The organism is Shewanella pneumatophori (assembly GCF_023283895.1).
GTDB lineage: Bacteria > Pseudomonadota > Gammaproteobacteria > Enterobacterales > Shewanellaceae > Shewanella > Shewanella pneumatophori.
Genome location: NZ_JAKILB010000014.1, coordinates 75019 through 97967, shown reverse-complemented (window position 1 = coordinate 97967; position 22949 = coordinate 75019). Strand labels below are relative to the sequence as shown.

Below are 22949 nucleotides of genomic sequence, written 5' to 3'. Positions count from 1 at the left end.
CCTATTTATATGATCTGCTAAGTAATATTAAGGCTTTTAGCATGAGATAAACAATTAGTTAAAAGTCTCCCGCGATGAGCCTAAGATTGTTATTATTAAAGAAGCACTGTTGCAGTGCTTCTTTTTTTATGCCGTTTTGCAAGGGATCTAGGATGTCAGAGATTAGCGATATTAGACGAGAATACACGTTAGGCGAGTTACACAGTGAAGATGTACCGAGTGATCCTATGGTGCTATTTAATGCTTGGCTAGAGGTGGTTCGCGATTCAAAGATGCAAGATCCTACTGCGATGTCGGTAGCGACTGTTGATGAGAATGGTCAGCCATTCCAGCGTATTGTGCTGTTAAAGCGTTTCGATAATGATGGTTTTGTATTTTTCACTAATCTTGAAAGTCGTAAAGCGCAGCACATTGCTAATAACGCGCAGGTAAGCATCTTATTCCCTTGGCATAGCTTAGAAAAACAAGTGGCCGTTACTGGTGTCGCTGAACCTTTATCAAAAGCAGAGGTGATTAAGTATTTTATGAGTCGTCCTAAAGACAGCCAGATTGCTGCTTGGGTCTCTAAACAGTCGAGTCCTATCAGCGCTCGTCAGGCTTTAGAGTCTAAGTTTGCCGAGATGAAGGCTAAATTTGCTAATGGCGATGTGCCTTTACCTAAGTTTTGGGGCGGCTATATAGTCCGTCCTAAGAGTATTGAATTTTGGCAAGGTGGAGAACACCGTCTGCATGACCGCTTTATCTACACTAAAGTGGCGGAGGCGTGGGAACATAGTCGTTTAGCCCCATAAGTTCTGTTTAGTCTGTCGTTACTTATGCCTAAATATATTAAAGCCGCACTAAGATGCGGCTTTTTTATTGGAGCTAGCCAGTGATATTTAAGGTCAGTAGTGAATTATCTGTTGCAGTTGAACTTATAAAGCCAATTCTTGGAGGAAAAGCTCTTTAAGATAGTGCCGAGAGTTTCTAAGCTAAAGCATGGAAGCCAGAATAGAACGTCAGTTCAATTGTAAGGACTTTAGCGGATTAATTTAGCTAGAAAGATGAACTTGCCCTAATATAAATGGATGAATATTTATTTTTATCTGAAAAATCGCTTTGTACAATGTCGAAGCATGTTAAATTAGTGTGAGCTTAAGTATTGAAATAATTCACTATCTGAATAAGAGGGAACGGACATGAAGAGTATTGTCACAGGTTTACTATTACTGCCTTTATCGCTAATGGCTTCAGCGGATACATGGAATGTTGATAGTGATAATTCAAATGTTAATTTCATTTCGATTAAAAAAGGTGATATTGCTGAGGTACATCACTTCAAATCAATGGCCGGAACTTATGATGATAACGGCCAGTTTAGCTTTTCTGTTTCGTTAGCAAGTGTGGTTACCAATGTTGATATTCGAGATGAGCGTATGGGCTCGCTGCTGTTTGAAGTTGATAAGTACCCAAAGCTAACTTTATCAGCGAAAGTTGACCCAAGCTTAGTTAAAGACCTAGCCGTTGGCTCTGTAAAAGTCGCCACAATTGATGGTGAAGTTGATTTACATGGCCAAAAGCAAAAGATGGCATTTAATGTGAGCATTGCTAAATTGTCGGATTCACACTTATTGGTATCAAGTGTTATGCCTGTCATCGTCAATGCAGATAGCTTTGGTCTAACTGCAGGTGTTGAAAAACTACGTGAAATCGCCGGTCTCTCTGCGATAAGTAAAGCGGTGCCGGTAAGCTTTACTCTCAATTTGAGCAAATAGTTTTCGTAGTCATAGCTGTCACTGTTTTTAATAAATTATTCACGCAAATATTTAGCTGCTTAGGTTTAGGCTGGGGTAACCTTCTAAGTTATTAAAGATAGGCTTGCAACTTTGAAGTGCTATAAAAGGCTTTGCCATGTGGTAAAGCCTTTTTAATTTCATTGAATAGCGCTAAAGCCGTATCTTACTGGCTGATTTAGTATCCGCTAAGTTTGGATGTTATGTAGATAAAAATGATTGTAAGCAATGATTTATTTGATTAATACGGTTTTTTGTATATATTATTTCATTCGAGTAAAAACTCAGATAAGATTCTGATCAGATATTAATAATAAGACTGTTAAGTGCTGACATAGGCTTGGTCATTTACACTTTAATGTGTTTTTAGGTTATATATGGTTACCGATAAAGACGGGTATATCCACTTAGTGCAATATTTAACTGAGCATCTGGGGATTTTTGCTAACTCGCAACAACAAAGCGCTGCAGATGATACCGTTATGGAGTTATTTGAAGAGCAACTTGCAGCACAAATTATCATGGTTTGTGGGCAGAACCCCTCGTTGACCTTTGCTCAACGTAACTTAGTCATTCGCGAAGTAGATTCAATAGTTTATGATCTAGAAGAAATTCTAGCCCGGGTTGCATCACAAAAGGCGACAGCCGAGCAAACGCTATTTATTACCGAGTTCTCCTGTTTGATCAAAAACCTGTTTGATCAAGAGATCAGTAAGCTATTAGCGGCATAATAACTGCCTAGCGATTAGGTAAGTAAAGTAGGTCAGTAGTAAAGCAGCATGATAGATATTGGACAATAGGCACGCAGCTAAAGTGGCAAGATCAGAGTTATTAAGCTCGAGACAGAAAATCGCTTTTACTCTTGCTTTAATTGTGTATTTCTTTGTAGTGATATTAACTCGCTTACTGGGGAGAGAAGTCTCAAGCATTTTGGCTGCTTTTATATTTGCTTACAGTCTTTTAGCAGTAATAACTTGGCGGCTTTGGGATTAAGGTCTAGTGTTGCAGAAACCCCAAAGGAGACTGCGATGCTGAGTAAGCTAAATCAATCTCAGAATAGACAGCATTTGCTGGTTTATTGTTGTTTGTTGATTTTCTGGTTTTTGCTACGCCTTTTTAGTCAAAACTCATTTGATCTCGGTTGGGGCTTTTTTCCTTTCGTCATATCCTTACCTTTTGTGCCATTTATTCTTGTTTGGCTCAGCATTCAGTTTTACCGTCATTGCCGTCAGCTAATTTATGGTCATGTAAGCTGGTGGCATCTTAGTCATTGTGTTTGTACTGCGATTTTATTTGTACTATTGATCTCTAACTTTTTGGCATAAGTTTAATTTTGTGCCAGCATTTGTTCAGCTTGGCTGTGTAATAGTGTCAGCCACTTCATTTACCTATAATTCTTGTTATCATATAGGCAAGATATGCGATATAAATCATCAAATTATTAGAGGGCTTCCATGCTTAAAAAATTAGGCTTAAGTTTATTGATCCTGACATCTTCATTTTCAGTGCTAGCAACTGAAAAAGCCGTAATTGGCTCAACTGCCAAGATGTCTGTTGCCCATGCAGAACTCTCTTATACTGCACGTATTGATACGGGAGCCGTTAATACCTCGCTGCACGCTTATGACATAGTAGTTGAAGGCGGTAGTGCCAAGAAGATGAAAGACAATGTGGGTAAAATGGTGTCTTTTACTACAGAGAATAATGCTGGGGAAACTAAGCGATTAACAGCTAAAATCGTTAAAACATCTACAGTTAGTAACTCACAAGGCACTGAAACTCGTTATATGGTTGATTTAGATTTGGGCTTTAAAGGTAAAGAGCGTACGGTAAGAGTTAACCTGAGAGACCGCAGCCATATGGACTATAAACTCCTTATCGGTCGTAATTGGTTAAAGGACCGCTATGTTGTAGATGTATCTGAAAAGAAAATTATTGGCCCGACCGCGCCAATTAGTATCGTAGAGTCTGGTTTAATCTTTAAGACTCGTATTGATACGGGCGCGGTTGAAAATTCACTTCACGCGTTTGATATGAAGATTGACAATGAAGATCCAGATATGGAAAAGAATGTCGGTAAAATCATTCATTTCACTACTGAAAATGAAAAAGGTGAGTCTCATGTGGTTAAGTCGCGCATTGTCGAAACGTCGCTTATTAGAAATGCACAAGGCAGTGAGATCCGCTATATGGTTGAGCTGAATATTGGTGAGCCAGGCCAAGAATACAAGGTCAAAGTTAACTTACGTGACAGAAGTAAAATGTCTTATAAGCTATTGATTGGTCGCAACTGGTTACAAGGTCATTATATTGTAGATGTGTCTCGTTAATCCTTTGTTTAACGGCTGACCAATAGCGTTTAATTGCCTGCTTTATTGCTTATTAGACGAATCGCGCCACATCGAATGATGTGGCGCGATTTTTTATTTTGCTGCTGTTCAACTTTCTCTGCTCAGCAAAACAAGCTTAGTTTTTAGTAACTGTTTATCAAGCTAGTAACTTTTGTTTGTTATATTTAACCGTTTAATACTACTTGGTATTAGTTGCTTACTTCAATGTGGTATTTTTGTAAGGTATTAAATCCTGCTTGTTGTTCTAAACGAGAAATACTTAGCCCGCCATTAAACTCACTTTTTAACCAGACAGAAAGAGCTGATAGTGTGCCGGTAACATCATTAGTTGCTAGGGTGTTGTGTAATTTATCAAGTTGCTCATCGGTGAGTCTGCGACCGTTATCTTTTAGCTCCATAGTGATCTGATTGTTAGTTTTGTCTAAATGGATTTCAATCCGGTTTTTCTCAGATGGTTGATAAAACGCATCGTTAATGGTGTTACTAATTGCTCGATAGAAAATTAATAAAAAGTGCCAATGGATCCCATCAACAACCAAGCGCTTTTCGCTGTGGATCGTTAAGTTAATATTTTTTGAGATGAGCTTAGGTTGTAACAGGGCAACGATATGCTCAAGTAATAACACTAAATCGATGGGTTTTGCTAAATAGTCTTGGGCTGAAAATAGGTATTCTAAATGGCGCAGACGCTCGGTTTGGTCCGCTAACGCGCGATTAAACTCTACTGCGTCGAGCTCACCATTTGCCAAACGATATGCACTTGCAGCTAAATCATCTTGTTTTCTAAATATCGGTTTAACAATTGCGGCAACTAAAGAAGGGTAGAGCGCTTGGTTTTCAACTTTGACTCTTTCAAAGCTTATTGCTCGATTAGACTCAGATCTTGCTTGATTGCTTTCATCTAACAAGCGGCGGTTTGTCTGCTCCAGTTTTTCGATGAAACGAATATTGTCTGAAGTTTCTTGCCTTAAAATTTCAAACTGGGCTTTTTTCTTTAGCTCCAACGCTTTTGTCACGCTGATATCAAAAGCGATTGTACCAACAGCAGTGACTTGGCGCTGGTCATCAAAGATTGGGAATTTGGTGACTAAATACGTGTGCTGTTTATCTTTTGCTGGAAATGTTTGCTCATAGCTGAGTTCAAACTTAGTGTTAACTACATACTGATCATTTTTGGCATTTACTTGGGCAATCTCTTTTGGCATGACCAAGTGATCTTTATTGCCTAATATATCAGCCCGGTCTCGGCCAAGAGTTTGACAAAACTGATCGTTTACAAGAGTAAACTCACCATCAATATTATTGATAAAAATCAGGTTATGAGCAGAGTTTAGAACGGTATTTAATTGCTCTTTTTTTTCTTTTAACTCGGCTTGTGCTTGTTGCTGTACATCTAACTGTTGCTCTAGTGCTAAGTTGGTTGCATCAAGGCTGGCTAGCGCGATTTCTAATTGACGTGTTCGCGAGCTAAAGGCCTTGGCAAGCATACCTATTTCATCATTACGCTGGGTTGCCTCTAACTCTACTTTAGCTGGGTTACTGTCGTTTAAGGCGCGAACCATACGGCTAATAGGTGTAATAAAAAGCTTATTTTGCATTATAAACAGTAACATCAGTGCAAGAATTTGGATACTGACTAAATAGATCCCCACCGAACTTGCCAGCGATTGATTGTTGTTAGTGATGGCGGATATTGGCGTAACAAGCACAATTTTCCAGTAAGTACTGGGCATAAGGAAAATAGTGACCAGTACAGGCTCTTTTAGTTTTGGGTCACTATTAAGCTGCAGGCTAGCTATTACCTCAACCTGCTTAAGTTTGTTGCTGGTATTTTGATTAATAAGCGCAACCAGTTTGTCACGCTCACGTGGCGGCACATTGGCAATGACGTCGGCTAATTGCTCATCATCATAGGCTTTGCTGGTATTTACTTGAGTAATAAACTGCTGATCAACCTCTGACACTTTACGTTGTAGTGCTTTAAAGTCAGGGTGTTTCTTGGCGAAATCTGCAAAAGGCAGAAATAATTCGTGATCACTAACAAGGCCACTGCTGTCCTCAACTTCCGGGTAAGATAACAGCCGATTTTGCTGATCAAGGGCAAATACATAGCCGCCTTGGTTAGCTGTTGCCGTATGCAAAAAGTTATCAATGCTTGAAAGGGCGATATCAACGGTAGAAACACCAATAAAATTATGATCAGACCACATAGGGACTGATGCTGTAAGCATGGCGTTGTTGGTATAAGGGTCAATATATGACTTGGACCAATAAGTGGTATCGGTTGGGTAAAATCTCGCTGGCACATACCAGTCTGCTTTAAAATAAGATGGGGTGGAGTCAAAGTTATAATCGTTAACCCTAATCAATTCGTCAGCATAATTTCGTGACCAAAAATAGCTATTTTTCTCTTTTGATGAGTTAACACTATATGGCTCCGGCCAGATCCCACCGCCCAAGATCACATTTTGTTGCCCCGACTGGTTTAAAATGGCTGGAATGATTTCATTAAGCTCGTTGGGAGATTTTTGATAGAGCTCGCCGATAGCACCAATAGACACGGCTAGGTTTTCAATACGATTAGTTTTTTGCTGTAGTTTAGCCGTGATCGTTTTACCAAGATTAATACTCAAGGCGGTTTGGTTGTCGATTAATCGATCTCGCTCAATCGATTTTATAAACCAGATGCTGGCGACAATAATCACCACAGCAACAAACAGTTGAATAAACATAAACTGTATAGGCAAGCTTGAACGCCAGTTTGTCAACTTAGTAGATCTCCCGAAAACGAGCTTTAATGCTTTTTATTGCTCAATTGTTGTTAATATCCTATGAAGCAATCGATAAAGACGCCGCTTTTAACAATTTGCTTTTATTAATATTTTTATTAATACAAGCTAAGGACTTTAAACGTCATATAATTATACAAGTCTTGTTATTTTTTTGTAAAACAAACTCTGTAAAAGATACAATATTAGACAATTTGTTAAGTTGATATAGCAATATAAAGCAGCTGATAAATTACAGTGCCAACAAGGAAATCAAGCAGGTACTGGTTCTGGGCTAGGAACTAGAACGACATTAGGAGAGAGCAGGACTTTAGGATGACAGCCATGACTGTTGGCAGAGAAAAATAAAAGCAGCCTAGGCTGCTTTTATTCGAAAGTGGTTATAGAAACCGGTTCTAGACCTTTAAACCGATTAATAGCTGGTCCAGTTGCTCGGTAGTTGCGTGCAGTTCGTCACAGCCTGATACAGACTGATTAGCTGATTGCTCTACATGTTGTGACTGGCTTCGAATGTCCATTAAGTTAGTAGCGATCTCATTGGCGACAGCCGATTGCTCCTCTGCGGAGGTCGCAATTAACACGCTCATTTCATAGACTTTAGCACTATGGTGCGCGATCCCTTGTAAGTCCTTACCGGTATCTAGCACATGCTTTTTGCCTTCTTCTGCTTTCTCAACCGTGCGACTCATTACTTGTTTTAAGTTTCGCGCGCCAGTTTGCAGGGCTTCAATCATGGCTTTGATTTCAACTGTGGCTGCTTGAGTGCGACCAGCTAGCGTACGAACTTCATCCGCTACGACTGCAAAGCCGCGACCTTGTTCACCGGCTCTTGCGGCTTCGATGGCCGCGTTTAGTGCAAGCAAATTGGTTTGCTCTGAAATGGCATTAATTGTGGTGACCACTTCATCAATTTTAGCCGCATTATCATTTAGATGATTTACCGCCTCTGAAGCATCAGCTATTTCGTTTGAAAGCCCGCCAATGGCATCAACAGTAATGGCAATATCGCGAGAACCAGCATCGACTTGCACATTCGCTTCTTGTGTTTCCGTTGATGATAGCTCAGCATTACGGGCGACTTCAGTGACCGCTGCTGTCATTTGCTCCATGGCTGTTGCTAATGAGTCTATGTGTTGGCGCTGATCTACAGCTAAGGTTTGACCTTCGGTTGCCGTATTTCTGAAATCTTGCACTACATCGCGGATCTGTTGATTAGCATTGGTCATTTCAGTGACGAGCTTATGTTGGCGTTCAACTAATGTGTCAATACTAATGGCGAGGATGCTGAATTCGTCTTTAACTTCAAAGAAGTTTAGTCTGCCTGTTAAATCGCCGTCTGCAGCTTTTTTCAGCGCCATAACGTTGGTGTATAACGCGCCGCCAACAAAGGTTGAAATATAATAGCTGCTGATAAGAATGATACTAATTAACAAGGCTAAAATGAGATAAGCCATGTACTCATTGTGAGTCTGGCTTTGCTGCTTTGAGGTGAGGGTGGTTATTAGTCCATTACTGCCTATGTCACTTGTGCTTTCAACCTTATTGCCCACGACTTGTGTTTGACCGCCGTTGTTTGCAACGCTGGTTAATTGACGAGGAGCTGATTGTTGATGATTGACGCTTATCTCACCTTGTAGTGCAGTTAAGAAAGCTTTTCGCTGTTCTTGGGGCACAAATTGATAGGCAGTATTAAGTGCATTATTTAAACTTCGGTTAAATTCGTCGGTCTGTGCAATCTGACTTTCAATTAGATTTTGCTTGTAATTTGCGTTAAGTAATACCGCTAAACTTAATAATGTGATGATAGGGATTATCGCTAAAACTGCAAACTTGGCCCTAAGTGTCATGTGAATAAGGTATTTATCGACCCAACGGAACTTAACTTCTTTCATAATGTTCTCTTATTTAAAATCACCAACCTAGCTATTTATCGGACATTGCGGCGGTTTCTTAAATTATTTTTCAGCAGTTTGCACTGTACGGTTTATTTTTAAACAGCGGTCTGGCTAACATATTGAATATCAAGATATCTGCATTCGGAAACAGAATAGTTGCGCAGTATAAAATCTAGCCTTCTAGTCGTTTTACTAAGCTATTTATCTTGTTTTGATGAATTGTTGAACTAATTTTATTTGCGGATGTAGTTGAAAATAGATTGCGATGCCTTGTATAAGGACTAAACAAAATAGGTAGTTAGCTACAAAAAAGGTGAATTAGGCCTAGTCAAATGTGGCTGTCTAACGTAAAATTTTAGTCTTTTTCTATTTTCACAAAGAAAATACGTTAGCCCAAAAGTCGTAGGTCAAAGACTTACTTGCACTGGAAGAGATGATGTCACAGTTAACAGAGATCGTAGAACAGGCTTTAGCCGCCATCGAAGGAGCAACAGATTTAAAAGCTCTCGATGACCTCCGTGTCGATTACCTTGGTAAGAAAGGTCAAATCACCGACATGATGAAAATGATGGGTAAACTGCCTCCAGAAGAAAAGCCTGCGTTTGGTCAAGCAGTGAACCAAGCTAAGCAAGCGGTTCAGCAGCAGCTTTCTATTCGCATTGATGGTTTAAAGGCTGCCGAGCTTGAAGCTCAGTTAAAAGCTGAAAGCATCGATGTGAGTCTTCCAGGCCGTCGTATCGAAAATGGTGGTTTACACCCAGTTACGCGCACAATTGAGCGTATTGAAGCATTTTTTGGTGAGTTAGGCTTTGTTGTTAAAGACGGCCCAGAAATCGAAGATGACTTTCATAACTTCGATGCACTAAATATCTCTGAGCACCATCCTGCTCGTGCTGATCATGACACGTTCTACTTTAACCCTAAAGTAATGCTACGTACGCAAACTTCAGGTGTGCAGATCCGTACTATGGAGCATGAAAAGCCGCCTTTACGCATTATCTCTCCTGGCCGTGTTTACCGTAACGACTATGACCAAACTCATACGCCGATGTTCCATCAGGTTGAAGGCTTATTGGTTGCAGAGAACGTTAACTTTGCCGAGCTAAAAGGCATTTTGCACGACTTCTTACGTAATTTCTTTGAAGAAGACTTACAAGTACGTTTCCGCCCATCTTACTTCCCATTCACTGAACCTTCTGCTGAAGTTGACGTGATGGGCAAAAACGGTAAGTGGTTAGAAGTACTAGGTTGCGGTATGGTGCATCCAAATGTACTGCGCAGTGTCGGAATTGATCCTGAGAAGTATTCAGGTTTCGCATTCGGTATGGGTGTTGAACGTTTATCAATGCTTCGTTACGGCGTTAACGATTTACGTTCATTCTTTGAAAACGACCTACGCTTCCTGAAGCAATTTAAATAAACGGAGCTGTAATAGCATGAAATTTAGCGAATCTTGGCTTCGTGAGTGGGTTAACCCAAGTGTTAACCGCGAAGAATTATCACACCAAATTACCATGGCGGGTCTTGAAGTTGATGGCGTTGAGCCAGTAGCGGCTGACTTTAGCGGTGTGGTTGTTGGTGAAGTTGTTGAGTGCGGTCAGCACCCTGATGCAGACAAACTGCGCGTAACTAAAATCAATGTTGGCGGCGAAGAGCTAATCGATATCGTTTGTGGCGCATCAAACTGCCGTTTAGGCCTTAAAGTTGCAGTCGCAATGGTTGGCGCAGTGCTACCTGGTGACTTCAAAATTAAGAAAGCCAAATTACGTGGCCAACCATCATTTGGTATGTTGTGCTCGTTTGGTGAGCTAGGTGTTGATATCGAAAGTGATGGCATCATTGAATTGCCATTAGACGCACCTGTGGGTCAAGACGTACGTGAATACCTAGATCTAAACGATGCGGTCATTGACGTTGATTTAACGGCTAACCGAGCAGATTGTTTAGGTATGGCTGGTCTTGCTCGTGAAGTTGGTGTTCTTAACCGTCAAGCAGTAACAGAACCTGCTTGGGAAGCTGTTGCAGCAACTATCACTGATGAAGTGAGCATTGATGTGCAAGAGCCACAAGAGTGTGGTCGTTACTTGGGCCGTGTGATTAAAAACGTTAACGTTAAAGCAGAAACACCACTATGGATGCAAGAGAAGTTGCGTCGCAGCGGTATTCGCTCTATCGACCCAATTGTTGATATCACTAACTTTGTGTTGATTGAATTTGGTCAACCAATGCACGCATTTGACTTAGCTAAGTTAGATGGTGGCATTCAAGTGCGTAAGCCTAAGGGCGAAGAAAAGCTAACATTACTTGATGGCAATGAAATCACCATTCCAGAAGGCATGTTGATCATTGCTGACCAAGCTAAACCATTAGCACTTGCGGGTGTATTTGGTGGCGAGCACAGTGGCGTTACCACTGAAACTACTGATATTTTGTTAGAGTGTGCTTTCTTCGCACCTTTAGCTATTTTAGGTAAAGCACGTAAGATCGGTCTGCATACTGATGCATCACACCGTTTTGAGCGTGGCGTTGACCCAGAGCTGCAACAAAAAGTGATGGATCGCGCGAGCCGTCTAGTACTAGATATTTGTGGCGGTGAAGCGGGTCCTGTCGTTGAAGCTAAATCTGACGAACACCTACCAAAGCCTGCACAAATCGTGCTACGTCGTAGCAAGCTAGATAAAACCCTAGGTCACCACATTGAAGATAACGATGTGACTGAAATCCTAGAGCGTTTAGGCTTTGTTGTTGAAGTCGCTGAAGGGCTGTGGAATGTAACCACAGCAACTTATCGCTTTGACATGGCAATTGAAGAAGATTTAATTGAAGAAGTTGCCCGTATTTACGGTTACAACAATATTCCAAATATTGCGCCTGTTGCGCAATTAAGCATGTCTGATCATAAAGAATCAAACATCAACATTAAGCGCGTGCGCAGTATGTTGGTTGCTCGTGGTTTCCAAGAAGCTGTTACTTATAGCTTTGTTGATCCTAAGCAACAAGAGTTGATTCACCCAGGTGCAGAAGCAATGATCTTACCGAACCCAATTTCGGTAGAGATGTCTGCAATGCGTCTGTCTATGTTCACAGGTCTTTTGACTGCAGTTGGTTATAACCAAAGCCGTCAACAAAACCGTGTCAGACTGTTTGAAACAGGTCTACGTTTTGTACCAAATGAAAATGCAGAATCAGGTGTGTCACAACAACCTATGCTTGCAGCCGTCATTGCGGGTAATCAAAACGATGAGCATTGGACAATGGAGTCAAAAACAGTTGATTTCTTTGACCTCAAAGGTGACTTAGAAGCAGTCATCGGTTTGACTGTTGCTGATACTGAATTTAGTTTCAGAGCGGCAACACACCCAGCCTTACATCCGGGGCAATGCGCTGAAATCTTAAGAGATGATCGCGTAATTGGTATTATAGGTACGGTTCATCCAAGCCTAGAAAAGCCATTTGGCCTAAACGGAAAAACAATTATTTTCGAGCTAGAATTAGACGCTTTATTGCACGCTAATTTGCCGCTAGCCCAGACTGTATCTAAGTTTCCAGCAAACCGTCGTGATATCGCCATCGTAGTAGATGACGCAATTTCAGCCGATGATGTTGTAAAAATGATAAGAAAAGTTGGCGAAAATCAGTTGGTTGGCATAAACTTGTTCGATGTATACCGAGGTAAAGGTGTAGAGGAAGGCAAAAAGAGCCTTGCAATAGCACTCTTATTACAAGACAACGCTCGTACACTGGAAGAAAAAGAAATCGCGGAGATGGTAGAAGTAGTGGTTTCTGCTCTGAAGGACGAGTTCAACGCATCGTTGAGGGACTAAAAGTATGGCACTTACCAAAGCCGAAATGGCAGAACATCTTTTTGAAACGCTAGGCATCAACAAGAGAGTAGCGAAAGAGATGGTAGAGACGTTTTTCGAAGAAATTCGTCAAGCTCTTGAAAGTGGTGAGCAGGTCAAGCTATCTGGCTTTGGCAACTTTGACCTGAGGGACAAGAATCAAAGACCGGGAAGGAACCCAAAGACGGGAGAAGATATCCCAATTTCGGCACGTCGTGTAGTAACGTTCCGTCCAGGACAGAAGCTGAAAAGCCGCGTCGAAGAGGCTAACGCAAAGAAGTAATTGCATTAGTGTCGTAATGAAGAGGCCACTCAATAGAGTGGCTTTTTCTGTTGTTAACTTGCAGTAGAGGTTTGCTTTTGTCTAGAAAGCCAAAGTATTTTGACCGCCGTTTTAACGTTAGCTTGTTACATCCTAAATATTGGCTAACTTGGGTCGCGATTTTAGTGCTGGTGGTGTTTGGCTTAATGCCTGCTTGGTTGCGTGATCCGATTGCTAAAGTATTAGCAAAGTTGGTGATGAGGATTGCTAAAAAGCCAATTAAGGTCGCACGAGCTAACTTAACAACTTGTTTCCCTGATAAATCTAAAGATGAGATTGAGGCGTTGGTAAAAGACAACGTTGAAAATTTTGTGATGATTTTATTGGCACAGTCAGAACTTATGTTGAAATCTCGCGCTCATATGAGACGCCGAGTGCAATTGCACGGTTTTGAGCATGTTGAGCAAGCAAGAGCAGCAGGCCAGCCAGTGATATTTATTATGCCGCATGTATGGGGCATTGAGTATGCAGGCCTTAGGTTAAACTTAGACTTGCCTATGGTCTCTATGGCTAAGGCACATAAAAATGGCTTGTTTAACTGGTTTAATAATCGTATGAGAAGCTCACAAGGCGGCAATATATACATGCGAGAAGCGGGCATTCGTGCGCTGCTTAGTGAGTTAAAACAAGATAACAGTTTCTTTTATCTGCCGGATGAAGATCTTGGCCGAGATAAAAGCGTATTTGCGCCATTTTTAGGTACAACTAAGGCGACTTTACCTGTTGTTGGGCGTTTGGCTCAGGCGGGTAATGCCCAAGTTATGCCGGTTAAGATTGGTTACGATCAGAAAAAGCGTCATTTTGATTTAACGGTCATGCCTGCGATTGATCCTGAAACCATGCAAGGCAAAGAGAACGAAGCTATCGCATTAAATAAAGCGGTAGAGCAGGTGATCTTAGCTTATCCTGAACAGTATATGTGGTTCTTGCGTGTGCTAAAAACACGTCCTGAAGGCGAGCCATCGATTTATCACTAATAGTTCGATATAAACTAAAAAGCCGCAATAGATATTGCGGCTTTTTTAATGCTCTTCAATTTTAACTGCAGTCGCAGTTATACGATTAGCTGATATTCGTCACGTAAGATATCGATGATTTCTTGCTTTGGATTTTCGCTAATGTGTAGTTTCTGACCAATGATTTTCTCTGCAATACCTACATAAGTATTGGAGATCTCCATCATCACTGATTCAGGTAGTTTATTGTCAGCAGCTAAAGCAAAGCGCTCTTCCATGCGATTCTTATTTAACAAGATATCTGGATCTGGGAAGTGGTTTAGTAACCATTGACGGAAGCCTTCTTTAGACTGCTCAATGATCTTGCCATCACGGTGCGATGAGCCGTCCCAGATGCGTGAGCTATCAGGTGTACCAACCTCATCCATATAGATAAGCTTTTCGTTGCCTGCGGCGTCATTGACGTAGCCAAATTCAAACTTAGTATCAACGAAAATCTGATCGTGCTCTGCTAATGCATCGCTGATCACATCAAAGCCTTCTTTTAGCAGCTTCTCGTAAAGATCAATATCAGCAAGGTTGCTGAAGTTAAAGCCATCGACATGACGTTCGATGTCGCTGCGCGATACGTTCACATCATCAGCTTCAGGCACGCCTTCAAGACCTGTTAGTACACCTTTGGTTGAAGGAGTGATTAACAGTTCAGGTAGTTTTTGGTCTTTCTCTAAGCCTTCAGGGATGGTGATGCCACAGAATTCACGTTCACCTTTAGTGTATGAACGCCACATTGAGCCAGTGATATATTGACGAGCAATCGCTTCAATCATTACTGGGCGGGCTTTCTGAACAATCCATACTAGCGGGTGTGGAATATCTAAAATGTGGCTGTCGGCTAAACCTTTGTCTTTGAAAAGCTTGAACCAGTGGTTAGAAATAGCATTTAGCGCTGTTCCTTTACCTGGTACACCATTTAGACCATTTTCACCTTGCCAAACACAATCGAATGCAGAAATACGGTCACTGATCACCATAATCGCAAGTGGAGCATCGGCTGGGACATCGTAACCTTTGTCTTTAATTAACCGAGCACTATCTTCTTCGGTTAACCAGTAAACACTGCGAACTTTACCTGAATGCACAGGTTTGTTGGTACGAATAGGAAGGTTGTCATTTACGACTAAAACTTTATCTGCAAGATTCATAGGGCACACTTTTTATTATTGAGAAGCTTAATTTTAGTGGCGCAGATTGTAACAGAAGTTCTCGGGTGCAACACCCTAGCAATAACAGTTTTATACAATTTGAAAACAGTGTTTCCTATAATGCAAAATGCGCGCTAGTTAGAACAATGAATTGACATATTATCCTGCTAAAAACTATTGATACCGATTAATTATCGCCTCAAGTTTTCCAGTGGCTTTCATGATTATGATTTGATCGTCAATCCAATCCACCGTCGTTTGCTTAACACCGTTGCCAAAGGCTAAATGGATATTAAGTGAGGGGGTGATGTGAGCAATATCAGTAAATTTAAAGGTATTTGGGTCAATATTATGTTGTTTAATAGCATAGCGGATCCGGCTTTCCATCTCGACAAACAGATCTCCGCGCTGGTTGTTTAATGCATTTAATGCACTTTGATGGCTTTTAAAACCAATTTTTTTGATTTGGCCGCTGGCTATATAGGGCGCAAGCCCTGGGTAATCAAATCCTTTTAGTAAAATAACCGTCTTACCAAATAGGTCTTCAACTTGTTGGTAGTGCTGGGGGTCACTGTTGCGCTGCACTAACAAGTGGCTTGCACGAAACAGTGGCTGTTTAGATAGTCGTTTATTTTGGTAACGATTATCGGCCGTTGTGCGCCACATTGGTGAGCCGTAGCTTATCCAGTTGCTATAGGTTTGCTTTTTTATTTCATGAACATAACGCTTGAAGGGCATAACGTGAGTGGTGTAGCTAAAAGGTTTTTTTGCAGCTAATAGACTAACGACATCACTAATGATCCCAGAGTGTGACTGATGGTTTGAAGTGTTAATTTGAAATGGTTCGGCTTGATTGGCAATCACCAAATAGGTCAACTCACAGGCTTTTGAATGGAAAGGGCTGTAGCCAAAGAGTAATATTGCAGCGGTAAAAACAGCATTGATGAATTTCATATCGATATCACCGATTTTAATCAAGCCAGGGTAATAGTACGTTTATCTGTCGTATTTTTTCGCTGGTTGGTAACGCCGCTGCCAAAAGCGGTTAGCGATTTAAATGCAAATTTATGCTAGCGCACTATTTATACTAATGCACTTGTTTTTTAAAGTATAATTTTATAGGGGTGACGGATTTTATGCAGTTTTAACAACTTTATTTTGTTTGAATTTGCCAGCCTGAGTCAGTGACTCGCGCTAGATTACATAGAGGACTTGAATCACTAGACTTGTAGACTGAGATGAATTTGGTTGTAAAATAAACACAAGATTCATAACTGGTAAAATGATAACTGGAGCGCGGCGACACGCTCCACAATGTCGATTGATCTTACTTAGATTTGTTATGTCTGTTCATCAAGTTAAGGTTGATGTCCTGCATGCTTAGCTCTTGATCTTCAAGTAGAACTAACAAGTGATAGATAAGATCTGACGCCTCATCAATTAATTCAGGCTTGTCATTAGTTGCTGCGGCTAACGCGGTTTCCAGTCCTTCTTCGCCAACCTTTTGTGCAATTCTCTTAGTGCCTCGCTCAAAAAGATGAGCAGTGTAGCTCGACTCAGGATCTTGGCCTTTGCGTGATGCGATTAATGTTTGTAAGTTATCGATAAAACTATGGACTTTGCCATCTTTCCAGCAGCTTTCAGTGCCTTTGTGACAAGTGGGCCCATTTGGAATAACTTGTATTAATAAGCTGTCATTATCACAATCTTTGTCGATGGCGACTAAGTCTAAGGTGTTGCCAGAGGTTTCTCCCTTCGTCCAGAGTCTTTGTTTACTGCGGCTATAAAAGGTGACTTTTTTGCTAGATAGGGTTACGTCTAGCGCGGCTTTATCCATATAGCCTAGCATTAATACTTTGCCGGTTAGGTGATTTTGCACAATGGCTGGAATTAAGCCGTCAGTTTTGTCCCAATCCAGCTGACCAATAAGGTCACTTGCTTGTGACTCATTTTGCTCTAGTTTATTCATGTTACATCCTTAAATTCGATTCAATACTGGTGTAAGTTTAAAGGCGTACGGCAATGTGGTTGTCTTTCAAGTAACGCTTTAAATCTTGGATATCGATAATGCCTTTGTGAAACACGCTTGCTGCAAGGGCGGCATCAACGTTAGCCTCGGCAAAAACATCTTTAAAGTGCGCCATGGTACCGGCGCCACCTGAGGCGATGAGTGGCACATCGCAAATCGCTCTAATCATTGAGAGTTGTTTAATGTCATAACCTTGTCTTACGCCATCTTGGTTCATTACATTTAACACTATTTCGCCACAGCCCTGCTTTTGCACCTCGCTAACCCAGTCTTGGGTGTACCACTGAGTATCTTTGGTTGCGGCTTCATCACCGGTAAATTGCTTTACTTTGTAGCTGTCTGTCGCTGCGTCATAATAAGAGTCAATACCTATAACAATGCACTGGCGACCAAACTCATCTTGTAAGCGGGCAATCAGGCTTGGATCGGTTAGCGCTGGTGAATTGATTGAGATTTTATCAGCGCCAAATGCCAGTTTTTCTCTTGCTTGTTCGATGCTTCTTATGCCGCCAGCAACGCAAAATGGAATATCAATACGTTCAGCAACGCGGCTCACCCAAGACTTATCTATGACTCTATCGTGCGCGCTTGCGGTAATATCATAAAACACCAATTCATCGGCGCCTTCTTCAGCATAACGCTGAGCGAGGGGAACGATATCACCGACAATTTCGTGATTACGAAATTGTACTCCTTTTACGACTTTGCCTTCTTTAACATCGAGGCAAGGAACTATGCGTTTGGCCAACATGCAATTGCCTCCTCAACGTCAAATTGATTAATCAGTAAAGCTTTACCGATAATAATCCCGCTAGCGCCGCTTCGTTTAACCGCATTAACATCATCTAAGCTGGCTATGCCGCCAGAAGCTTGCCATAAAATATTCGGGTAGCATTCAGCTATTTCTTGATACAACTGGGTATTTGCGCCTTGAAGTGTGCCGTCACGGCTAATGTCGGTAACAAGTGCGTGTTTAAGTCCAACAGTGCTAAACTCTTCAACCAAGGACTCTAGAGTTTTACCGCCACCACTTTGCCAGCCAGATACAGCAACAATCTTTTCACCTTGCTCATTGATATTGACATCAAGTGCCAGGCATATCGCATCCGCGCCATATTTTTCAAACCAGCTTTTGACTAGCGTGGGCTCTTTGACTGCTAACGAGCCGATGACGACGCGGCTGACACCAATTTCTAATAATTCATTTAACTGTGCCTCGGTGCGAATACCGCCGCCAACTTGAATCGGTGTATCTAATCTATTCACAAGTTTTGCGATTAGATCTGTTTGACGTTGAGTTGGATCTTTAGCGCCAGTTAAGTCAACAATATGCAGTAACTTGGCCCCTTGTGCTTGATAGGACTTTAGCTGTTCATAGGGACTTAAATTAAATGTGGTTTGCTGGGCATAGTCACCTTGGTAAAGGCGAACTACTTGGCCGTCGATTAGATCGATTGCAGGAATAATCATAATAAAGCCTCAGTTAAGGGAGTATTCGCTGCACTATTGGCAAACGTCTCTTTTGTCATATTTAGGAAGTTTTTCAGCATTCTGGCACCAGCTTGACTGCTTTTTTCTGGGTGAAACTGCAAGCCAATAAAATTATCTTTGGCAATTGCGGCACTAAAAGTTTCACCGTGCTGGGCACTGGCTATTGTGTAATCACTGATTGGCGCGCGATAACTGTGCACAAAATACACATAACTGCCCGCGCTAACCCCATCAAAAATAGGATGTTTGCTTGGGGTTATTTGATTCCAGCCCATGTGTGGCAAAGGTAAGCCTTTACTATCTAGTTGCTCAATCTCAGTGGCGATAATATCTAGACAAGGGCAATCTTGTGATTGTGCGCCGCGCTCTTTTGAAGAGCGAGTGAGCATTTGCATACCTAAACACACCCCAAGCACAGGTTGTTGTAGTGACTTTATGACATCTACTAAGCCTTTACTTTTTAACGCATTCATTGCTGCTGGAGCAGTGCCAACACCCGGTAAGATCACACGTTCGGCGCTTTTGATTAAGTCGATGTCATCACTAACAAATAAGGATTCACGTTCAAGTTCAGTCATTAAGCGCTCAACCGCGTAACGCACTGAGCTAAGATTGGCGCAGCCTGTATCTATAATTACTGTGTTACCTACTATTGTTTGCTCGGCATTTGTCGCTATTTGGCTCATAACACACCTTTACTTGACGGTAATGCGTCACCTTCAATTTTTACAGCTTGTCTTAATGTACGGCCAAGCACCTTAAATAGGCTTTCTACTTTGTGGTGCGCATTATCACCTTGGGTGCTGATGTGTAAGGTACAGCGCAAACCATCAGCGAATGAGCGGAAGAAGTGTGGCACCATTTCAGTGGCCATTTGCCCGACATACTCACGATCAAATTCACCGCTATATTTGATAAAGGGTCTGCCGGAAAGGTCGAGTAAGCAGCTTGCACTGGCTTCGTCCATTGGGATTGCTTGCCTAAAAACATCATCTTGTGTGTCGCCAAAACGTGCAATACCGCGTTTATCGCCAAGGGCTTGGCGCAGTGCATCACCTATAGCAAGCGCTGTATCCTCAACACTGTGGTGATCATCAATTTCTAAATCACCGTCAACTTTGACATCCATTTTAAAGTTACCGTGGGTAGAGATTTGCTCAAGCATGTGGTCAAAAAAGCCAATACCGGTATTGATCTCGCCTTTGGCATTGGAATCTAAATCGACGCTAACACAAATATCGGTTTCTTTTGTAGTACGTACCACAGTTGCACTGCGGTTTTTATTCAGTAGCTTTGCGGCAATGGCGTTCCAGTTCAGTGTTTCCGGATTATATTGCAAGCCTAATATGCCCATTGAATCAGCAAGACCTAAGTCTGTTTCACGGTCACCAATCACCGCTGACTGGGTAAAATCTATCTTGCCAGAAGTCAGGTAGTCTTTGACTAGGCCAAGTTTAGGTTTGCGGCAGCTACAGTTTTCATCATCAAAGTGCGGGCAAATCAATACGTCATCAAACAGTACACCTTGGCTATTAAAGATCTGCATCATCATGTTTTGTGGTGCATCAAAGTCGTTTTTTGGAAATGACGGTGTGCCCAAGCCATCTTGGTTACTGACCATGACTAAGCGATAACCTGCATTTTGCAGCTTAAGCAGAGCTGGGATCACATTGGGCTCAAATACCAGTTTGGCTAAACTATCGACTTGCTTATCGGTGACAGGCTCTTCGATTAATGTGCCATCGCGGTCGATAAATAAAATTTTCTGTTTCATTGCAGGTATACCTTCCAGACTGTTGTTCAACTAGGTCAAGCTTTTGTTATTCTTTATATTTGTATGTAGCTGTTACAATTTAGATTGAACAAAACAGCTTAATTAGATAATCGGTTTGCGCTTTATTCGTGAAGCTAAAACGGATTGCTTGGCTAAGACGCGGGTCGCTATAAGATCTTGCTATAACGCCTGCGTTGGTAAGCATTTGCTGTACGTTTTCAATATCGTCAAATTCAGCAAGTACGTAATTTCCAAAAGGGGTTACGACTTTGGCGCCAAATTGCTGCAATGCATCAGCTAAGCGTGCACCTTGGCTTTTCATTTCACTAACTTGCAGTTTCATCGTGTTAAGGCCGTTATCGCTAAGTGCTTGAACGGCGACTTGGCTAACAGGTAAGGGCACCGGGTAAGGAGCGATAACTCGCATGCAGATCTCGATAATGTCGCTATTAGCAAGCAAGAAACCGCAGCGTGCACCCGCTAAGGCAAAGGCTTTAGATAAGGTTCTCAGAACCACTAGGTTTGTAGAGTCTGCAATTAGATCTGCTACGCTGTACTCAGGGCTAAATTCAATATAAGCCTCATCAACAACCACTATGGCATTGGGGCAACTGTTAATCACTTCAATCAGCCTATCTTTTGTGATAACGCTGCCGGTTGGGTTATTGGGATTACAGATAAAAATCAATTTTGCGCCAGCAACTTGGCTCAAATAATCACTGGGTAATTGAAAGTCTTCAGTGAGTAATAATGGTTTTACGCCAACATTAAAGGTCTTGGCACTAATAGCGTACATACCATAGGTTGGGCCAAAGGTGGCAATGCTGTCTTTGCCCGGAATGCAAAACGCTCTGATCAGTAATTCAATGGCTTCATCTGCGCCGCGGCTACTAATAATGCACTCTTTTTCTACGCCACTGTATTGGCTATAAGCGTTGATTAACTCTGGGGGCTGACATTCTGGGTAGCGGTTTAAGTTGGCAAACTCGCTGTTATTAAACGGTGATTCATTAGCGTTAATCCAAATATCACCTTGACCACCAATCCGGCGTGCAGATTGATAAATTTGTAGATCCAGCAGTTCAGGCCTTGCAAGGCGCTCTGCAAGATTAAGCGGAGCTTTATTGCTTACACTTTTATTGGTCGCATTTGTACTGCTTAGATTTGTACTGCTCATACCGCCTCCTGCTTCTTTACTTGCTGAACACCATCATCGGCATCACCACTATCACCTCGTGCTTCTATGCTCTCGAGCCTAATAGCGACGGCATTTTTGTGGGCATCAAGTTGCTCAGCTTCAGCGAGGGTCAAGACGCTTTGCCCTAAGGTCTGTAGTCCTTTTGCGCTTAGCTCTTGTACAGTAAAGCGTCGACTAAAATCAGCAAGCGACAAACTTGATACGGTTTTACTGTAGCCATAAGTGGGTAATACATGGTTAGTGCCTGAGGCATAATCGCCAACAGACTCTGGTGTATAAGCGCCGAGAAAGACCGAGCCTGCTGCGCGGATATTTGTCAGTACTTGCCGTGGCTGCTCGGTCTGAATGATTAAGTGCTCCGGTCCATATAAGTTCGAAACCGTTGCTGCTTTATTCATATCATCGACAATTATCGTGCGGCTGCACTTTAGTGCTTCAGTTGCAATCTCTGCCCGAGATAGCTTTGCCAGTTGCGATGTTAGCGCTTGGTTTACTTTTTCAGCTAATCGCTCACAATCGGTGACTAGCATCACTTGCGAGTCTGTACCGTGCTCCGCTTGTGATAGTAGATCGGCCGCAACAAATTCAGGGTTTGCTTTACTGTCTGCGATGATCAGCACTTCAGATGGGCCTGCCGGCATATCGATACTGACTTTGCAGCGGTTATCTTGGCTAACTGCTCGCTTGGCTTCAGTGACGAAACGATTACCTGGGCCAAATATTTTGTCTACTTGGGGGATGGTCTCGGTACCAAAGGCTAATGCGGCAATAGCTTGAGCGCCGCCTACTTGAAATATGTCATCGATACCGCATTGGTTCGCCGCGTAAATAATCGCGTCGTTAATAGGTGGCGGGCTCACTAAAACGCGTTTAGCACAGCCTGCTATTTTGGCTGGCATCGCTAACATTAACACGGTTGAAATTAATGGCGCTGTGCCGCCGGGGATATAAAGCCCAACTCGCTCAATTGGCTCACTTCTTAGCTCGCAGCGGATCCCCGTTTGAGTCTCAACATCAATATTTTGCTGCACTTGCGCACGGTGAAATTTATCGATATTGGCTTTTGCCTGTGCGATAGCTTGTTTTAACTCATTTGGAACCTTGGCGCAGGCTTGTGCTATTTGCTGCTTAGATAACGCCAAGTTATCTAATGCAACACCATCAAACTTGAGATTAAAGTTGAGCAATGCAGCATCGCGCTCGCTAACAACCGCATCAATGATTTTTGCAACGCTTTGTTCAAGCGTGTTATCACCAATGAGCGGCGAACGCTCAAGGGTGCTAACTTGTTCTTGTGGGGTGAGTGATTGCCAATTGAGGATTTGCAT

Annotated in this window: 19 protein-coding genes; 8 read left to right on the top strand and 11 right to left on the bottom strand. The window is 42.1% G+C overall.

Going from position 1 to position 22949, the window contains the following annotated elements; translation table 11 throughout:
* Positions 1-152 precede the first annotated feature (152 nt).
* The 4 genes from pdxH (at position 153) to L2740_RS17890 (ending at position 4102) form a co-directional block, all read left to right on the top strand.
* Entirely contained in the window at positions 153-791 is a 639-nt protein-coding gene (gene pdxH / locus L2740_RS17905) for a pyridoxamine 5'-phosphate oxidase (protein ID WP_248951429.1), read from the top strand.
* 387 nt (positions 792-1178) lie between these two features.
* The gene (locus L2740_RS17900) at positions 1179-1754 is read left to right on the top strand and encodes a YceI family protein (protein WP_248951428.1); all 576 of its coding nucleotides are present in this window, start codon (positions 1179-1181) and stop codon (positions 1752-1754) included.
* Positions 1755-2149: 395 nt separating this feature from the next.
* The gene (locus L2740_RS17895) at positions 2150-2503 is read left to right on the top strand and encodes a DUF3802 family protein (RefSeq protein WP_248470588.1); all 354 of its coding nucleotides are present in this window, start codon (positions 2150-2152) and stop codon (positions 2501-2503) included.
* Positions 2504-3226: 723 nt separating this feature from the next.
* A complete protein-coding gene (locus L2740_RS17890; RefSeq protein WP_248951427.1) occupies positions 3227-4102 on the top strand; it encodes a putative ATP-dependent zinc protease in 876 nt (291 codons plus the stop codon).
* A 209-nt stretch (positions 4103-4311) separates the two neighbouring features.
* On the opposite strand, the gene L2740_RS17885 is transcribed toward L2740_RS17890, so the two are convergent.
* Positions 4312-6891 (bottom strand): PDC sensor domain-containing protein, encoded by a 2580-nt coding sequence (locus L2740_RS17885; protein WP_248951426.1) that lies wholly within the window; start codon positions 6889-6891, stop codon positions 4312-4314.
* A gap of 416 nt (positions 6892-7307) precedes the next feature.
* Positions 7308-8804, bottom strand: a complete 1497-nt coding sequence (locus L2740_RS17880) for a methyl-accepting chemotaxis protein (protein WP_248951425.1) — start codon at positions 8802-8804, stop codon at positions 7308-7310.
* A 439-nt stretch (positions 8805-9243) separates the two neighbouring features.
* Here L2740_RS17880 and pheS point away from each other — a divergent pair, with 439 nt between their 5' ends.
* The 4 genes from pheS to lpxM all read left to right on the top strand — a co-directional run bounded on the left by pheS (position 9244) and on the right by lpxM (position 13948).
* Positions 9244-10227 (top strand): phenylalanine--tRNA ligase subunit alpha, encoded by a 984-nt coding sequence (gene pheS / locus L2740_RS17875; protein ID WP_248951424.1) that lies wholly within the window; start codon positions 9244-9246, stop codon positions 10225-10227.
* Positions 10228-10243: 16 nt separating this feature from the next.
* Positions 10244-12631 carry a phenylalanine--tRNA ligase subunit beta gene (pheT, locus tag L2740_RS17870; RefSeq protein WP_248951423.1) on the top strand — a complete coding sequence of 796 codons (2388 nt, stop codon included), beginning with the start codon at positions 10244-10246 and terminating at the stop codon, positions 12629-12631.
* 4 nt (positions 12632-12635) lie between these two features.
* Positions 12636-12932, top strand: coding sequence for an integration host factor subunit alpha (gene ihfA, locus L2740_RS17865; RefSeq protein WP_012142935.1), 297 nt, complete (start codon positions 12636-12638; stop codon positions 12930-12932).
* Positions 12933-13009: 77 nt separating this feature from the next.
* Positions 13010-13948, top strand: coding sequence for a lauroyl-Kdo(2)-lipid IV(A) myristoyltransferase (lpxM, locus tag L2740_RS17860; protein ID WP_248951422.1), 939 nt, complete (start codon positions 13010-13012; stop codon positions 13946-13948).
* 77 nt (positions 13949-14025) lie between these two features.
* Here the strand turns inward: lpxM and L2740_RS17855 are convergent, their stop codons facing one another.
* The 9 genes from L2740_RS17855 to hisD form a co-directional block, all read right to left on the bottom strand.
* A complete protein-coding gene (locus L2740_RS17855; protein ID WP_248470581.1) occupies positions 14026-15129 on the bottom strand; it encodes a phosphoribosylaminoimidazolesuccinocarboxamide synthase in 1104 nt (367 codons plus the stop codon).
* Positions 15130-15303: 174 nt separating this feature from the next.
* The gene (locus L2740_RS17850) at positions 15304-16083 is read right to left on the bottom strand and encodes a substrate-binding periplasmic protein (RefSeq protein ID WP_248951421.1); all 780 of its coding nucleotides are present in this window, start codon (positions 16081-16083) and stop codon (positions 15304-15306) included.
* A gap of 373 nt (positions 16084-16456) precedes the next feature.
* Positions 16457-17098: a bifunctional phosphoribosyl-AMP cyclohydrolase/phosphoribosyl-ATP diphosphatase HisIE gene (gene hisIE / locus L2740_RS17845; protein WP_248951420.1), complete on the bottom strand. Its 642-nt coding sequence runs from the start codon at positions 17096-17098 to the stop codon at positions 16457-16459.
* Positions 17099-17135: 37 nt separating this feature from the next.
* The gene (gene hisF, locus L2740_RS17840; protein ID WP_248951419.1) at positions 17136-17909 is read right to left on the bottom strand and encodes an imidazole glycerol phosphate synthase subunit HisF; all 774 of its coding nucleotides are present in this window, start codon (positions 17907-17909) and stop codon (positions 17136-17138) included.
* Entirely contained in the window at positions 17891-18628 is a 738-nt protein-coding gene (gene hisA / locus L2740_RS17835) for a 1-(5-phosphoribosyl)-5-[(5-phosphoribosylamino)methylideneamino]imidazole-4-carboxamide isomerase (RefSeq protein ID WP_248951418.1), read from the bottom strand. The genes hisF and hisA overlap by 19 nt, the downstream gene beginning before the upstream one ends.
* Positions 18625-19335 (bottom strand): imidazole glycerol phosphate synthase subunit HisH, encoded by a 711-nt coding sequence (gene hisH, locus L2740_RS17830; protein ID WP_248951417.1) that lies wholly within the window; start codon positions 19333-19335, stop codon positions 18625-18627. The genes hisA and hisH overlap by 4 nt, the downstream gene beginning before the upstream one ends.
* Positions 19332-20423 (bottom strand): bifunctional histidinol-phosphatase/imidazoleglycerol-phosphate dehydratase HisB, encoded by a 1092-nt coding sequence (hisB, locus tag L2740_RS17825; protein ID WP_248951416.1) that lies wholly within the window; start codon positions 20421-20423, stop codon positions 19332-19334. Before hisB ends, hisH begins: the two co-directional genes overlap by 4 nt.
* Before the next feature lie 79 nt (positions 20424-20502).
* Complete coding sequence (gene hisC / locus L2740_RS17820; RefSeq protein ID WP_248951415.1) at positions 20503-21600, bottom strand: histidinol-phosphate transaminase; 1098 nt, start codon at positions 21598-21600, stop codon at positions 20503-20505.
* Complete coding sequence (gene hisD / locus L2740_RS17815) at positions 21597-22949, bottom strand: histidinol dehydrogenase (RefSeq protein ID WP_248951414.1); 1353 nt, start codon at positions 22947-22949, stop codon at positions 21597-21599. The genes hisC and hisD overlap by 4 nt, the downstream gene beginning before the upstream one ends.

What these genes read in the sequence shown, in the direction of transcription:
- L2740_RS17900 (WP_248951428.1), top strand. Translation starts at nt 1,179, where the DNA reads ATGAAGAGTATTGTCACAGGTTTACTATTACTGCCTTTATCGCTAATG.
- L2740_RS17850 (WP_248951421.1), bottom strand. Translation starts at nt 16,083, where the DNA reads ATGAAATTCATCAATGCTGTTTTTACCGCTGCAATATTACTCTTTGGC.
- L2740_RS17890 (WP_248951427.1), top strand. Translation starts at nt 3,227, where the DNA reads ATGCTTAAAAAATTAGGCTTAAGTTTATTGATCCTGACATCTTCATTT.
- pdxH (WP_248951429.1), top strand. Translation starts at nt 153, where the DNA reads ATGTCAGAGATTAGCGATATTAGACGAGAATACACGTTAGGCGAGTTA.
- hisA (WP_248951418.1), bottom strand. Translation starts at nt 18,628, where the DNA reads ATGATTATTCCTGCAATCGATCTAATCGACGGCCAAGTAGTTCGCCTT.
- hisIE (WP_248951420.1), bottom strand. Translation starts at nt 17,098, where the DNA reads ATGAATAAACTAGAGCAAAATGAGTCACAAGCAAGTGACCTTATTGGT.
- hisF (WP_248951419.1), bottom strand. Translation starts at nt 17,909, where the DNA reads ATGTTGGCCAAACGCATAGTTCCTTGCCTCGATGTTAAAGAAGGCAAA.
- pheT (WP_248951423.1), top strand. Translation starts at nt 10,244, where the DNA reads ATGAAATTTAGCGAATCTTGGCTTCGTGAGTGGGTTAACCCAAGTGTT.
- L2740_RS17855 (WP_248470581.1), bottom strand. Translation starts at nt 15,129, where the DNA reads ATGAATCTTGCAGATAAAGTTTTAGTCGTAAATGACAACCTTCCTATT.
- ihfA (WP_012142935.1), top strand. Translation starts at nt 12,636, where the DNA reads ATGGCACTTACCAAAGCCGAAATGGCAGAACATCTTTTTGAAACGCTA.
- hisB (WP_248951416.1), bottom strand. Translation starts at nt 20,423, where the DNA reads ATGAAACAGAAAATTTTATTTATCGACCGCGATGGCACATTAATCGAA.
- L2740_RS17895 (WP_248470588.1), top strand. Translation starts at nt 2,150, where the DNA reads ATGGTTACCGATAAAGACGGGTATATCCACTTAGTGCAATATTTAACT.
- hisH (WP_248951417.1), bottom strand. Translation starts at nt 19,335, where the DNA reads ATGAGCCAAATAGCGACAAATGCCGAGCAAACAATAGTAGGTAACACA.
- hisD (WP_248951414.1), bottom strand. Translation starts at nt 22,949, where the DNA reads ATGCAAATCCTCAATTGGCAATCACTCACCCCACAAGAACAAGTTAGC.
- hisC (WP_248951415.1), bottom strand. Translation starts at nt 21,600, where the DNA reads ATGAGCAGTACAAATCTAAGCAGTACAAATGCGACCAATAAAAGTGTA.
- L2740_RS17880 (WP_248951425.1), bottom strand. Translation starts at nt 8,804, where the DNA reads ATGAAAGAAGTTAAGTTCCGTTGGGTCGATAAATACCTTATTCACATG.
- pheS (WP_248951424.1), top strand. Translation starts at nt 9,244, where the DNA reads ATGTCACAGTTAACAGAGATCGTAGAACAGGCTTTAGCCGCCATCGAA.